The 15,016-nt window shown below is 53.9% G+C and carries 14 protein-coding genes; 7 read left to right on the forward strand and 7 right to left on the reverse strand.

Translation table 11 applies throughout. The features are described 5' to 3' along the window. Positions 1-5 precede the first annotated feature (5 nt). Positions 6-1,043, reverse strand: coding sequence for an outer membrane protein assembly factor BamC (gene bamC, locus IG609_RS14450; RefSeq protein WP_193397504.1), 1,038 nt, complete (start codon positions 1,041-1,043; stop codon positions 6-8). A gap of 16 nt (positions 1,044-1,059) precedes the next feature. After that, positions 1,060-1,938, reverse strand: a complete 879-nt coding sequence (gene dapA, locus IG609_RS14455; RefSeq protein WP_193397505.1) for a 4-hydroxy-tetrahydrodipicolinate synthase — start codon at positions 1,936-1,938, stop codon at positions 1,060-1,062. A 299-nt stretch (positions 1,939-2,237) separates the two neighbouring features. Between dapA and IG609_RS14460 the strand changes: the two genes are divergently transcribed. The 4 genes from IG609_RS14460 (at position 2,238) to arsC (ending at position 5,366) form a co-directional block, all read left to right on the forward strand. Continuing rightward, positions 2,238-2,789, forward strand: coding sequence for a glycine cleavage system transcriptional repressor (locus IG609_RS14460; protein ID WP_193397604.1), 552 nt, complete (start codon positions 2,238-2,240; stop codon positions 2,787-2,789). A gap of 75 nt (positions 2,790-2,864) precedes the next feature. Then, positions 2,865-3,332, forward strand: a complete 468-nt coding sequence (bcp, locus tag IG609_RS14465; protein ID WP_010286501.1) for a thioredoxin-dependent thiol peroxidase — start codon at positions 2,865-2,867, stop codon at positions 3,330-3,332. 169 nt (positions 3,333-3,501) lie between these two features. After that, entirely contained in the window at positions 3,502-4,965 is a 1,464-nt protein-coding gene (gene bepA / locus IG609_RS14470) for a beta-barrel assembly-enhancing protease (protein WP_193397506.1), read from the forward strand. 14 nt (positions 4,966-4,979) lie between these two features. After that, on the forward strand, positions 4,980-5,366 hold the full coding sequence (arsC, locus tag IG609_RS14475) for an arsenate reductase (glutaredoxin) (protein WP_193400105.1): 387 nt from the start codon (positions 4,980-4,982) through the stop codon (positions 5,364-5,366). A 61-nt stretch (positions 5,367-5,427) separates the two neighbouring features. Here arsC and hda read toward each other — a convergent pair whose 3' ends face one another. The 3 genes from hda to upp form a co-directional block, all read right to left on the reverse strand. Beyond that, on the reverse strand, positions 5,428-6,135 hold the full coding sequence (gene hda, locus IG609_RS14480; protein ID WP_005976214.1) for a DnaA inactivator Hda: 708 nt from the start codon (positions 6,133-6,135) through the stop codon (positions 5,428-5,430). Between the two features lie 100 nt (positions 6,136-6,235). Continuing rightward, positions 6,236-7,525, reverse strand: a complete 1,290-nt coding sequence (uraA, locus tag IG609_RS14485) for a uracil permease (protein ID WP_010286494.1) — start codon at positions 7,523-7,525, stop codon at positions 6,236-6,238. Between the two features lie 351 nt (positions 7,526-7,876). Then, positions 7,877-8,503: a uracil phosphoribosyltransferase gene (upp, locus tag IG609_RS14490; protein WP_010307474.1), complete on the reverse strand. Its 627-nt coding sequence runs from the start codon at positions 8,501-8,503 to the stop codon at positions 7,877-7,879. 338 nt (positions 8,504-8,841) lie between these two features. Between upp and purM the strand changes: the two genes are divergently transcribed. Further along, positions 8,842-9,879: a phosphoribosylformylglycinamidine cyclo-ligase gene (purM, locus tag IG609_RS14495; RefSeq protein WP_010286490.1), complete on the forward strand. Its 1,038-nt coding sequence runs from the start codon at positions 8,842-8,844 to the stop codon at positions 9,877-9,879. Further along, positions 9,879-10,517, forward strand: a complete 639-nt coding sequence (gene purN / locus IG609_RS14500; RefSeq protein ID WP_193397508.1) for a phosphoribosylglycinamide formyltransferase — start codon at positions 9,879-9,881, stop codon at positions 10,515-10,517. The genes purM and purN overlap by 1 nt, the downstream gene beginning before the upstream one ends. Positions 10,518-11,244: 727 nt before the next feature. Here the strand turns inward: purN and ybbP are convergent. After that, complete coding sequence (gene ybbP, locus IG609_RS14505; RefSeq protein ID WP_193397509.1) at positions 11,245-13,674, reverse strand: putative ABC transporter permease subunit YbbP; 2,430 nt, start codon at positions 13,672-13,674, stop codon at positions 11,245-11,247. Beyond that, a complete protein-coding gene (gene ybbA / locus IG609_RS14510) occupies positions 13,671-14,402 on the reverse strand; it encodes a putative ABC transporter ATP-binding protein YbbA (protein WP_005976200.1) in 732 nt (243 codons plus the stop codon). Before ybbA ends, ybbP begins: the two co-directional genes overlap by 4 nt. Here ybbA and tesA point away from each other — a divergent pair. Then, a complete protein-coding gene (gene tesA / locus IG609_RS14515) occupies positions 14,325-15,008 on the forward strand; it encodes a multifunctional acyl-CoA thioesterase I/protease I/lysophospholipase L1 (protein WP_193397510.1) in 684 nt (227 codons plus the stop codon). The two genes, ybbA and tesA, sit on opposite strands and share 78 nt — an antisense overlap. Positions 15,009-15,016: the final 8 nt, after the last annotated feature.

The following is a 15,016-nucleotide window of genomic DNA, read 5'->3' on the forward strand; positions in this document are numbered from 1 at the left end:
ATGCGTTATTTACTGAACGCCGCCTGGAATACGGCCACCAGTGCATCGTTCTGAGACTGGGTTAGCGTATGCCCTTTGGAGTCGATAAATTGCAGACTGCTGCGGTTATCTAAATCGCCGACCTGCAATTTGTAATCGCCGTTAGGCAGTTCAGGGTTTTTCGCACCCAGGTCATCCCAGGTTCCACCGCTCGGTGCACGATACGTCACGGAGACAGAACCCTGCGGACGGCTGCGATCGTTAACCTTCATGCCGATTTTGTCCAACGCGACAGGCAGACGATCCCACACCACGGTATACGGGCCACGTACAATCAACAGTGGCAGGCCAGTGTCATCCGCCCCGCTCTGCACATCCAGCGAACCAATAGTGCGGTTTGCCAGCGCGTTTTCACGTTCGGTTGCCTGAGAGTCCAGACCATTACTGAGCGCATTCAGCATCAGGCCGGTGTAGCGCTGAGTCTGATCGCCCGCCGTCACCGGCTGACCGTTCAGCTGTAATCCGATCAGTTTCACGACCAGTGCGACCTGATAGCCCTGCTGCTGCACGGAGATCTGATAACGCCCCTGATATGGGACATCTTCATCTTCACGCGGCCATGAGATCCAGTCGGTCGTCAGCGTTTGGTTGGCATCCTGACGGCTGGCAATGGTGAACGCTTTGTCTTGCAACACGCGGATAACCTGAGACCAGAGCTGGCTGTTTTGCGCACTGTTTTCTAACAACAGCGTTGCCGTATCTCCTGAGGTCTGGGTACGGGAACCATTCAACAAAGCCAATGGCTGCACGGGAGGACGAATATCCAGCTCTTTGCCGACCGCACCATTTAGGGTCACTGGCGGTATATCATAATCCCCGTTCTGTACCGGTAAAATCATCCCGGCAGGCGTATTCAGCGCGTGTAGCGCCGGTGCCTTCAGATAGGATTCATCGCCACTGACCTGGCGCTTATAGCGCTGATCGCTGGAACAAGCCGCCAGCAACATCACGAGTGATATGCCAACAACTTTCGCCACCATCGACTTTTGTAATGAATAACTCATTAAATCTCCCTAACGATTACAGCAAACCCGCTTGCTTAAGTGCTTGCCCCATCACCGTACGACCTGCATCGGTCAGCGGTGTCAGCGGCAGGCGCAGCGTATCGGTCGCCATGAGTCCCAATTCCTTACAGGCCCACTTCACCGGAATAGGATTGGGTTCAACAAATAATTTTTGATGCAGTGGCATCAGGCGCTGATTCAAACGACGCGCTTCAACAAAATTGCCCTGCGCAGCCAGCTTGCAAAGTTCCGCCATTTCACGCGCAGCAATGTTCGCCGTTACGGAAATCACACCGTTACCACCGAGTTGCATAAAGTCCAGACCGCTGGCGTCATCGCCGCTCAGCAAAATGAAGTCTTCACTAACCAGCTCTTGGATCTGGCTTACCCGACTTAAGTTCCCCGTCGCTTCTTTAATTGCGACAATATTTTTCACTTCGGACAAACGGGCAACGGTTTCCGGCAGCATGTCGCAGCCGGTGCGGGAAGGTACGTTATACAGGATTTGCGGCAGATCGGTATGCTCGGCAATCGCTTTGAAGTGCTGGTACAGGCCTTCCTGCGTCGGTTTATTGTAGTACGGTGTAACCGTCAGGCAGCCAACAACACCGGTGCCATGGAAGCGTTTAGTCAGTGAAACGCCTTCAGCGGTAGCATTCGCACCGGTTCCAGCGATGACAGGAATACGTCCGTCGCTCAGTTCCAGCGTCAGCAACACGACATCGCCATGCTCGTCGTGACTCAGCGTGGCGGATTCCCCCGTTGTGCCGACAGAGACAATCGCCGATGTACCGCTAGCGACATGATAATCAATCAGTTTTTTCAAGCTCGCCCGATCGACGGCGCCTTTGGCGTCCATCGGCGTAACTAGCGCAACAATACTTCCCGTAAACATTGGCCATCCCCTCCACAAACAAGTGCTTCATGGTACTTTTGACTTCTATGCAAAAGCAAGCGGACAAGGGCGTTGTAGGTGCCTGACGCAGGTTTTTTTATGACGCAGTAAACGAAATTAAAAATGCTTCTGATGTTTTTGGGAAATAGGCTAGTAAGGATAGCCAACATTGCTCCCGTTTTTTACGGTGGGCTATCTCTGCCCACCGCCCTTCGGGCCGCCGCGAGCGGCGTTAAAAATTGCTCCAAGCAATTTTTTATGTTTACCATGTATTCATGGGAAAAAAGACAGGAAGCATGATGTTGCCAAGCTCACAAGAATACTATCTGGTTATTACCGCACTGGGGGTGGATCGCCCTGGTATTGTCAATGCGATTACCCGCCACGTCAGCAGCTGTGGCTGCAATATCGAAGATAGCCGTCTTGCCATGCTGGGCAAAGAGTTCACCTTCATTATGTTACTGTCCGGTAGCTGGAACGCGATAACGCTGATCGAATCAACCCTGCCGCTGAAAGGCGCAGAGATGGATCTGCTGATCGTGATGAAGCGGACGGAATCACAGGCTAGCCAGCCGACGCCCTCTACTGTCTGGGTGAAGGTTGACGTTGCCGACTCCCCTCACATCATCGAGCGTTTTACTGATTTGTTCGATTCTCACCAGTTAAACATTGCTGAGCTGGTTTCCAAAACCCAGCCTGCCGAGGGTGACAAGCCGCCGCAGTTGTATATTCAGATTGCCGCGCACAGTTCGGCCACGCTTGATAGCTCAATTATTGAGCCAGCCTTTCATCAGCTATGTACAGAATTGCACGCACAAGGCAGTATTAGCGTCGTTAACTATGCCCACTAGCATAACGTTGCCATTATTATTGCAAATAGCATGGGTATATCCACAGCATGAAGAGACACAAGACGGAGAGTCGTGATGAACACACTGAAAGCCGGTGATATTGCACCGAAATTTAGCTTGCCCGACCAAGATGGCGAACAAGTAAATTTAACCGACTTCCAGGGACAGAAAGTGTTGGTGTATTTCTACCCTAAAGCGATGACGCCAGGATGCACCGTTCAGGCTTGCGGACTGCGCGATAATATGGACGATTTGAAAAAACATGGCGTTGAAGTTCTCGGTATTAGCACGGACAAATCAGAAAAGCTGTCCCGCTTTGTCGAGAAAGAAGTCTTAAATTTCACGCTGCTTTCTGATGAGGATCATCAGGTTTCAGAAGGATTTGGTGTTTGGGGAGAAAAAACCTTCATGGGGAAAACCTATGACGGTATTCATCGCATCAGCTTCTTGATCGACGAAAACGGCAAGGTAGAGAAGGTTTTTGACGACTTCAAAACCAGCAACCACCACGACATCGTTCTCGATTATCTGAAAAACGCCTGATTCGCAGTTTTCAGCTCGTCCACCGGCACCGTCATACGTGCCGGTTTTTCCTGCCATTCTCTCTCTTAACCACGTTTTTCCCGCTCGGGCATTTCTTTGTCTGCCATCGCTGGCTAAGATAGTCAGCAGAATGTTTTCACGTTAGCTGTTGATAAGGTTATCTTCCGTTATGTCTATTCGGTTAAGAAAAACGGTCATGTCCGTCCTGTTTGGGGCGCTATTGGCTGGCAACCTGCCCCTTGTTCAAGCCGACACGCAGGATCGGCTGCCGGATATCGGCACCACCGCAGGCGGAACGCTCAGTATCAATCAGGAGCTGGCGATGGGCGATTTTTACGTCCGCCAACTGCGGGCGGGTGCGCCGCTTATCAACGATCCGCTGCTGTCCAATTACATTAATCAGCTCGGTAACAGATTGGTCAAACAGGCTGATTCGGTGCGTACACCGTTCCATTTTTACCTAATCCGCAATGACGACATCAATGCCTTCGCCTTCTTCGGCGGCAACGTAGTGCTGCATTCCGCGCTGTTCCGCTATGCCGATAGCGAAAGCGAGCTAGCTTCGGTGCTGGCGCATGAAATCTCTCACGTTACCCAGCGCCATCTGGCACGCAGCATGGAATCCCAGCAGCGTAGCGCTCCGCTCACCTGGGTCGGCGCGCTCGGTTCTATTCTTCTGGCGATGGCCAACCCACAGTTGGGAATGGCGGCACTCAGCGGCACACTGGCGGGCGCGCAGCAGGGCATGATTACGTTCACTCAGTCGAATGAACAGGAAGCAGACCGCATCGGTATTCAGGTGTTGCAGCGCGCGGGCTTTGATCCTCAGGCCATGCCGAATTTCCTGCAAAAGCTGGCGGATCAATCTCGCTATGCCTCCAGACCGCCGGAAATGTTGCTGACTCACCCCTTGCCGGAAAGCCGCCTGTCCGATGCCCGCAACCGCGCCAACCAGATGCGCTCAACGCCAGTGCAATCTTCTCAGGATTTCCTGTTCGCCAAAATACGCACCTTTGGCATGTATGGATCACCGGAACGACCGCTGAACAACGATCTGCTGGAGCAATGGGAAAAAGGCAATGTGCGGGAGCAACTGGCCGCGAAATATGGCCGCGCGATACAGCTTTATCAGGCGAAGAAGTACGATGAAGCCCGTAATGCGCTGCAACCGCTGCTAAGCAGCGCGCCTGAAAATCCGTGGTTTCTGGATATGATGACTGATATCGATCTGGGACAAAGCCGCGCGACACAGGCTATCGCCCGTTTACAAAACGTGCCTGGAATGCAGGCGAACCCGGTACTTCAGCTTAATCTGGCGAATGCTTATGTAGAAGGGAAACAACCTGCTGCCGCCAGCAAAATACTGTATCGCTACACCTATGCGCACCCTGACGATTCGAACGGCTGGGATCTGCTGGCACAAGCCGCAGCAGCACAAGGACAGCGGGCAGAAGAACTGGCCGCGCGAGCGGAGAGTCTGGCCCTCAGCGGTCAGCTCGATCAATCTATTCGGTTACTGAGCAACGCGAGTTCACTGGTAAAATTGGGGAGTCTGGAACAGGCGCGTTACGACGCCCGCATTGACCAGCTCCGCCAGTTGCAGCAGCGCTTCCGCCAGTACCAGAAATCCTGATAAGGAGCATAACGATGACACAATCTCCAACTCAACTTTATTCACCCAAACCAGCCGTGACGATTTACCACAACCCGCGCTGCTCCAAGAGCCGTGAAACGCTGGCGCTGTTGCAGGAACACCATGTCACGCCCGACGTCGTGCTCTATCTCGACACGCCGCCCGATGCCGCGACGCTGGCTCAGCTTATTCAACAATTGGGCTTCAACAGCGCACGCGAGTTGATGAGAACCAAAGAAGAGAGTTATCAGCAGTTGGGGCTGTCCGACGCCGCGCTAACGGAAGCGCAGCTGATTCAGGCGATGATCGACAATCCTAAGCTCATCGAGCGACCTATCGTCGTGGCACAGGGTCAGGCACGTATTGGTCGTCCGCCGGAACAGGTGCTGGAAATACTGTAGTTGTAGGTAAAACGATAGCCGTAAGCGATCCTCAACGACGATCGTTAATAACGATCGTCAACTACAGCCCGAGGATCTCTTTCACAAAAGGAATGGTCAGCTTGCGCTGGGCGGTAATGGAAGCGTGGTCAAGCTGATCGAGCGTCATAAATAACGTGCGCATTTCCCGATCCAGACGCTTAAGCAGAAACCGGCTGACGTCTTCCGGCAATTCGAACCCGCGCAATCTGGCACGCAGCTGTAGCGCTTCCCCTTTTTCGTCATCCGACAGCGGCTGCAGCTTGTAGATTTGTCCCCAATCAAGGCGAGAAGCCAGATCGGGCAGACGTAAATTCAACTGGCGTGGCGGACGATCGCCAGTAATCAACAGCCGAGCACGCCCTGTTTCCTGAATGCGGTTATACAGATTAAACACCGCCATTTCCCACTCTTCATCGCCCGCGATAGATTCGATGTTATCGATACACACCAGCGCCAGTTGCTCCATCCCTTCCAGCACATCGGGTACAAAGTAGGCACGTTTATCCAGCGGCACATAGCCCACCGCACGTTCCTGACGCGACAATTCGGCGCAGGCAGCATGCAGCAGATGGCTGCGCCCGCCCCCTTCGCGTGACCAGAAATAGATGTAGCTACCATGCTCCTGATACAAAGCATTATTGACGGCGGCAAGAAGAGACGCGTTTTCACCCGGATAGAAACTGGCAAATGTTTCGTCATCGGGTAAGTAGAGTGGCAATGAAAGCTGTGCCGGCGTGTTCAGAATCACCTCAAGCAAAACGGGCAGGAAACGGATCGAGTTTATCACAGAAACCGGCCCCTGTTGAGGACGCGATACGCACGGCCTCAACAGGGGAGGAATGACGCGGTTATGAACGCGCGTCGTTCTCTTCCGGCGCATCGAGGATCTCTTCCTCTTTGCGGAACAGGCTGATGACCTTAAACACCAGACTCATGCCGATACCAACAACCGTCGCCAGCGCCATGCCCTTCAATTCGGTCGAGCCCAGATGCACTTTCGCACCGCTGACGCCGATGATCAGAATCACGGAGGTCAGGATCAGGTTCTGCGCTTTGTTGTAATCCACTTTGGATTCAATCAGCACGCGAATACCGGATGCACCAATTACGCCGTACAGCAGCAGCGACACGCCGCCCATAACAGGGACCGGTACAGCCTGAATCGCCGCTGCCAGTTTGCCCACGCAGGAAAGCAGAATCGCCAGGATCGCCGCACCGCCGATCACCCAGGTGCTGTACACTTTGGTAATCGCCAGCACGCCGATGTTTTCACCGTAGGTTGTGTTCGGTGTGGAACCGAAGAAGCCAGACAGCACAGTAGAAATGCCGTTGGCGAACATAGAGCGGTGCAGCCCCGGTTCACGCATTAGATCTTTCTTCACGATATTCGCCGTCACCACCAGGTGACCAACGTGTTCCGCGATCACCACCAGCGCCGCAGGCAGAATCGCCAGAATGGCAAACCACTCAAAACGTGGCGTATAGAATGTCGGCATCGCGAACCAGTGCGCTTCACGAATCGGAGTCAAATCCACCACGCCTAGCGCGAACGACAGCGCATAGCCAGCCAGTACCCCGATCAGAATCGGGATGATCGCCAGAAAGCCGCGAAACAGCACCGAGCCCAGAATGGTGATTGCCAGCGTCGCCAGTGAAATCGTCACCGCGGTAGAATCGACAGAAGTGCCATCGGCAGGCAGCAACCCAGCCATTCCCGCTGCGACACCCGCCAGTTCAAGACCGATAACGGCGACAATCGCCCCCATCGCCGCAGGCGGAAACAGCACATTCAGCCAGCCGGTGCCCGCTTTCTTAACAATCAGCGCCACCAGACAGAACAACACGCCACACATGATGAAGCCACCCAGTGCAACTTCATACCCCAGCGGCAACAGCAGCAAAACCGGGGAAATAAACGCGAAGCTCGACCCCAAATACGCCGGGATTTTGCCCTTACAAATGAATAAATAAAGCAGCGTACCTACACCGTTGAATAACAGTACGGTTGCCGGATTGATCTTGAACAGAATGGGTACCAGAACGGTAGCGCCAAACATCGCGAACAGATGCTGGAAACTCAACGGGATGGTTTGTAACAAGGGTGGTCGTTCACTTACCCCGATGGCGCGACGAGTCATCTTCAATATCCTCTGTAGTGTTGTTATCTAGTGTTGCTATTTATGTGTGCAGGTATACCCACACTTCTTATGACAGCCAAACTCATCCAACCCCACCGTAGTGAAGCAGGAACATGTTGACTGCTGATGTATAAAAGAACTGCGTGTGACGTAACACAGGCCGTGGCACACCATAGGCAATACCGATACCCTAAATAATTCGAGTTGCGTGAAGGCGGCAACCGCACGAATCTCCAAGAGCTTACACAAGTAAGTGACTGGAGTGAGTAAGGGCGGCCAACGCACAAGCAGCTTGAAGTATGACGGGTATCCTTGCGCCAAAAAAAAGCCGACTATAAGTCGGCTTACCTGTTATTTAGTACCAAATATTTTATCGCCCGCATCACCCAGACCCGGCATGATGTAGCCCTGCTCGTTGAGGCCTTTATCGATGGATGCCGTGTAAAGTTCGACATCTGGGTGGGCTTTTTCCAGTGCGGCAATCCCTTCTGGCGCCGCGACCAATACCAGTACCTTAATGCTGTGACAACCTGCTTTTTTCAGCAGATCGATCGTCGCAATCATTGAGCCACCGGTTGCCAGCATGGGGTCAACCACCAGCGCCATGCGCTCTTCGATATTGGAAACCAGCTTCTGGAAATAAGGAACAGGCTCCAGCGTCTCTTCATCACGGTATATGCCGACAACGCTGATACGCGCGCTAGGCACATTTTCCAGCACGCCGTCCATCATCCCCAACCCTGCACGCAGAATCGGTACGACGGTAATTTTCTTGCCTTTGATCTGATCGACTTCAACCGGACCGCACCAACCATCAATGGTGACTTTTTCGGTTGCCAGGTCAGCCGTCGCTTCGTAAGTCAGCAAACTTCCCACTTCGGAAGCCAGCTCACGAAAACGCTTCGTGCTAATATCGTTCTCACGCATCAAACCCAGTTTGTGTTTGACGAGTGGGTGTTTCACCTCGACGATCTTCATCATTATCTCCCCATCGGCTAAGTGGACGGACAAAAACGCCAAGCGCGTTTTTAAACACCGCTTGCGGCGGCCCGCAGGGCGGCGGGCATGAGAGCCCGTCGTAAAAAAAATCGCGGGATTATACCGCCTTTTTTACTTAGCGCCATATGATTAAGCCTGATCCAGATCAACCGAGGAAAGAAATTGTCGCCATTAACGAAAAATAGCCAGCCGATGACTCATCACTCGCAAACGATTGCCTACACTGTTAGAATTAGCGCGCATTATTTTTACCACAGTATGTTTTCTAAATACCGTGTTTTCTGAATACGACCCGTAACCTTCGTGGGGACTCAGCAGTGACCGACAAAACCTCTCTCAGCTATAAAGACGCAGGCGTGGATATCGATGCGGGTAATGCATTGGTAGACCGTATCAAAGGTGTAGTGAAACAGACCCGTCGCCCGGAAGTTATGGGTGGATTGGGTGGTTTCGGTGCCTTGTGCGCCTTACCGCAAAAATACCGCGAACCGATTCTGGTTTCCGGCACTGACGGAGTCGGCACCAAACTGCGCCTGGCGATGGACCTGAAACGCCACGATACCATTGGTATCGATCTGGTTGCGATGTGTGTGAACGATCTGGTCGTTCAGGGCGCTGAACCGCTGTTCTTCCTCGACTATTACGCTACAGGCAAGCTGGATGTTGACACCGCAGCCAGTGTGATTACCGGTATCGCGGAAGGCTGTAAGCAATCAGGCTGTGCGCTGGTCGGTGGTGAAACCGCCGAAATGCCGGGTATGTATCACGGCGAAGACTACGACGTTGCTGGCTTCTGCGTCGGTGTGGTAGAAAAATCAGAAATTATTGACGGCAGCAAAGTTCAGAACGGCGATGTTCTGGTTGCCCTCGCTTCCAGCGGCCCGCATTCAAACGGCTATTCGCTGGTGCGCAAAGTGCTCGAAGTCAGCAAAACCGATCCAGAGCAGTTCGAGCTGGAAGGTAAATCACTGGCCGATCACCTGCTGGCCCCGACCAAAATCTACGTGAAATCTATACTGTCCCTGATTGAGAAAGTCGATGTCCACGCCATTTCTCACCTGACCGGCGGCGGCTTCTGGGAAAATATCCCACGCGTACTGCCAGAAGGCATGCAGGCGACGATCGACGAATCCAGTTGGCAATGGCCTGCCGTTTTCAACTGGCTGCAACAGGCAGGTAATGTCAGCCGTCACGAAATGTATCGTACTTTCAACTGCGGTGTTGGTATGATCATCGCACTGCCAGCCGAACAGGCAGACGAGGCCGTTGCATTACTCAACAGCAGCGGCGAAAACGCATGGAAAATCGGCGTCATTACTCAAACCGATGCCGGAGACGCAGTGGTTATTAACTGATGAAAAACATCGTTGTGCTGATTTCAGGTCATGGAAGCAACTTACAGGCGTTGATTGACGCCTGTAAGAACGGACGCCTTAAAGGAAAGATCGTCGCCGTATTCAGTAATAATGCGGAGGCTTACGGGCTAGAACGCGCACAGGATGCGGATATTCCTACGTGCGTCCTGAATCCTGAAGACTTTGCCGACCGCGCCGCATTTGATGCCGCACTGGCAAATGAAATTGAGCAATATGAGCCGGCGCTGGTGGTTCTGGCAGGTTACATGCGGATTCTTAGCCCAGAATTTGTTGCCCAGTTTGCCGGCAAAATGCTGAACATTCATCCTTCTCTGCTGCCCAAATATCCCGGCCTGCATACACACCGCAAGGCGCTGGAAAATGGCGATCGGGAACATGGGACATCCGTCCATTTCGTCACCGATGAACTGGACGGCGGCCCACTGATTCTGCAAGCGAAAGTGCCTGTATTCAATGACGACACGGAAGAAAGCCTGAGCGAGCGCGTAAAGACGCACGAGCACACGATTTATCCAATGGTCATCAACTGGTTCCTGAACGGCAGACTGGTGATGCGGGATAATGAAGCCTGGCTGGACAGCGTTCGCATCCCGCCACAGGGCTATGCTGCCGAGTGATGTTGTCAGCTCATCGCTTCATCATAGAGTAAGGCTCCCCTGCGGAGCCTTACTCTTTATTACTTGTTCACTTCTTTATTTCTTTCGACACCAACTCGCTAGTCATCATCATTTTTTCTCCCCTCTTTATGCGTTAAGTATTTACGAGTTCTCATTGAACATTCTACACAGAACGCACCGCCGCTATACTCGCGTTGGTATCATCATGCCAGCGTGATCTCGGTAACCACGGTTCACGTCTCTTTATATTAATTAAGGATTTACTATGTCCGGTACGAGCAATTCCGTTCAGCTACGACCGCTGGAGCGTGACAATCTCACTTTACTATCTGGCGAAACACAAAACCGTGACGGGAACCGGCGGCGAAGCACCGGGAAGTTCTATCAGTCAGTGAGGTAAAAAGATCGAGTTTCTCTGTTATCCGGCATCAAAAATTATGCAGCGGTGAGCTTGACCGCCGAGTGAGCGACAGGACGTCGCGAAAGCCAGTGCCGCGTAGGGAACGCGTCACTGGCGGCTCGGTTAGCGGTCATGAACACCGATGGAACCGCGTAGCGGCATAATTTAGCCAGAAGCCAGGGTTCGCAGGGCTGCGGCGCTTGAGCGCCCTGCGTCGGGCGCTTATAAGGTTTTGCATAAACGTGGCGGCGGTACTGCGCACGAAACTTTCTCTGTGTTTACATAGCAATTCGTCTCAGAGAAAATGGCGTATTCTTATACGCAATATTACCCAGCGAACTGCCGGAACAGTGCTTTACCACGTAAGAGTCGTAGCCCCAGCCAGCCGCCGCAGAGCGACAAAAGGAACGCCGCGATTAACGGCAGTGCTATCCACATCCCGATATTCGGTTCCCAGGCAAAGTTAAAGACCTTGCGCTGCAACAGCCACAGGGCCGACTCTGCGCCAATCGCCGCCGCCGTTCCCGCAACCAGGCCCAGCACCGCGAATTCACACCACAGCGTGGTACGCAGCAGGCGTAGCCCAGCCCCCAGCGTTCGATACACCATCAGTTCCTGACGTCGCTGACGCATCCCGACCTGAATCTGAGCCAGCAACAGCAGCACGCCACAGAACAGTACCAGGATGACCATAATCTCCAGCGCACGACTCACCTGCTGCAAGACCTGCCCAACCTGACGTAGAATACTGCCAATATCCAGCACGCTCACCGTCGGGAACTGGCGATTCAGTTGCGTAATCATCTTCTCGTCACCATCGTAGCGGAAGCTGGTCAGCCAGGACTGCGGCTGGTTATCCAACGCCCCCGCAGGGAAAATAAAGAAGAAATTCGGACGCAGGCTTTCCCAATCCACCTGACGGAAACTGGTCACCGTGGCGCTAAACGGCTGCGTGTCGCCGGTGAAGGTCAGCGTATCACCAATCTTGATCCCCATCTTTTTGGCTTCTTTCTCTTCCATCGAGACTTCGCCCATCTTCGGTGCTTCACCTTCCACCAGCACATTGTGTTGCGGGATCCCGTTCATCCAGGTCAGGTTCAGCTCACGGTTCACCGTGTTACCCCCCGGATCGTCCTCATGGATCACTTCCGTCGCAACCTGCTGATTAATCTCCGTCAGGCGCGCACGAATAATGGGGAAGAACTGCTCCGGTATCACCTCATGCTGAGAAAGGAAATCCCTTATCTGTGGCACCTGATCTGCCGTGATATTCAGCAGGAAATAGTTCGGGCTACCCGGCGGCAACTGCTGCTGCCAACGTTCAAGCAAATCACCGCGCATCACCAGCAGCAGCGCCAATAGCATGAAGGACAGCGAAAACGCAGCCAGTTGACTGAGCGTCGACCACGGCTGGCGCAACAGGCGATTAATCGCCAGACGCAACGCCAGTCGTTTAACCGTCAAACGCCGTAGCAGCAGCAGACCGCCCCAACCAATGACACCCAGCAATAGCGACAGCACTGCCACGCCGCCAAGCAGCGACCACAGCAGTACGCCGCCACCGGACAAGACGGCCAGCAGCCCGACGACAATAATCAAGACGATCGGCAGGTAATAGCGCAGCGGCCACACGTTCGCCACCACATCCTGACGCAACACGCGCAGCGGCTGTGTCGCCAGCAGCAGTCGATAAGGACGCAGCCCAACCAGCAGTGAGATCAGCACCAGCGATCCCTGCGCCCATACCCACGGCCACAGCCCGGAGGCAGGCAGTGTCGCAGGCAGCACTGGCGCCAGCATTTTCATCAACAGCGCTTCAAACCCCAGACCGAGCACGCTACCGCAAACCGCCGCCAGACCAAGCACGGAAAGCCACTGCCCGATGATTAACCGCCTCAGCGCCTGTTTGCCTGCCCCCAGCGTTTTCAGAATAGCGACCAAATCATAGCGGCTGCGGCAGTAGTGCCCCATCGCCACCGCGACCGCGGCAATAGACAACAGCAGCGTCAGCAACGCCGACAGCAACAGGAACTGCTGTGACCGCTTTAACGACTGGCTCAGCGCCCCTTCAGAATCCTCCATGCCATACCAGCGCTGATCGGGCTTGAGCTGTGGCTTGATGAAGTTGCTAAATTCACTGATCTGTTTCTCGTTGCCAGAAAACATGTAGCGCCAGGTAATGCGCCCCCCCGGCTGAATCGCCCCCGTTTTCTCGACATCATCCAGATTCATCAGAATACGTGGCGCGGTCTCAAACGGATTAAAGCCGGCATCCGGTTCCTGAATCAGTTCACCGCTGATACGCAGCGAGGTATCGCCGACGTCCAGCATGTCACCGACTTTCAGTTCAAGTAAGGCCAGCAGGCGTGGAGCCACCAGCACCGTTCCCGCTTCCGCATGCAGCCCTTCGGGGCGAGTCTGTAAATTGCCGTACAGCGGATAGCGTTGGTCCGTCGCTTTAACCTGTGCCAGCTGCGGCGTATCGCCCGCAAATGTCATGGTCATGAAAGAAATCTGGCGGCTAAGCGTCAGCCCTCGCTGCTCCGCTTCCTGAAGCCAGGTGTCCGCGATAGGCCGTGACGCACGCAGCACGCGGTCGCCCGCCAGAAAATCCCGGCTCTGCTGGCTGAGCCCTTTTTCCATGCGGTCGCTGATCGTGCCCAACGCCAGCACACAGGCCACGGCCAGCGTTAGCGCCAGCCAGACAATCAATAAGGAAGGAGAGCGCCATTCGCGCCAGAACCACCGCCAGATCATGCGTCCTCCCGCAGCTTGCCGTCGACTAAGCGCAGGCGTCGTTCACAGCGCGCCGCCAGTTGTTCATCGTGCGTCACCAAAATCAGCGTGGTGGCATAATCACGATTGAGGGAAAACAGCAGATCAACGATGCGTTCACCGGTTTTACGATCCAGATTCCCGGTAGGTTCATCGGCAAACAAGACGTTAGGACGACCGCTGAACGCGCGCGCCAGCGCCACACGCTGCTGTTCACCGCCGGAAAGCTGAGCAGGAAGATGGTGTAAGCGCTCACCCAATCCGAGCTGCTGTAACAGTTGCTCAGCCTGACCGCGGCTGTGGCTGTCGCTTTCACCGCGCAGCAACGCAGGTAATTGCACGTTCTCCAACGCGTTCAGCGTCGGCACCAGCATAAAAGACTGAAAGACAAAACCAACGTGCTGAGCGCGCAGCGCCGCACGACCTTCTTCATCCAATGCGTTGAGTGACTTGCCCATCAGGCTAACGTCACCTTCTGTGCCATCATCCAGACCAGCAAGAATCCCCAGTAACGTCGATTTCCCCGAACCGGATTCACCAATCAGGGCAATTGTCTGCGCAGGTTTGACAATAAGCTCAACTCCGGTAAGGATGGAAAGCCGATTTTCTCCTTGACCAACGTGCTTACTAAGATGATGAACTTCAAGAATGTTTTCTACGTGCGCAGTTTTGCTTGGCGTAGCACTCGCTGGGCTGGTCTTCGCAAACATGTTTTCGTCCTTTTGCTTCTGGGATTATGCAGCGTACGCGCTTTCGCCGCTGACACATTATTAATTCTGGGCGATAGCCTCAGTGCGGGCTACCAGATGCCGGCCGCTAACGCGTGGCCAACGCTGCTGAACACACAGTGGCAGACGCAGAAAAAAGGTATCGCTGTAGTTAACGCCAGTATTAGCGGTGACACCACCGCACAGGGGCTGGCGCGTATTCCTACCCTGCTGAAACAGCATCAGCCACGTTGGGTGTTGATTGAACTGGGCGGCAATGATGGGCTTCGGGGATTTCCGGCAGCCAATATCGAGCAGGATCTGGCGAAAATCATCACGCTGGTCAAACAAGCTAATGCCCAACCGTTGCTCATGCAGGTTCGTTTGCCGACCAACTATGGCCGCCGCTACACCGAGTCCTTCAGCAATATCTACCCCAAACTGGCGGAGCAGTTTGCGCTTCCTCTGCTGCCTTTCTTTATGGAGCAGGTGTATCTTAAACCGGAGTGGATGATGGAAGATGGCATCCATCCAACCCGAGATGCCCAACCGTTTATCGCAGAATGGATGGCGAAGCAGCTGGAACCCTTAGTTAACCATGAGTCTTAATAAATAGG

This window comes from Pectobacterium quasiaquaticum (assembly GCF_014946775.2).
Classification (GTDB): Bacteria; Pseudomonadota; Gammaproteobacteria; order Enterobacterales; family Enterobacteriaceae; genus Pectobacterium; species Pectobacterium aquaticum.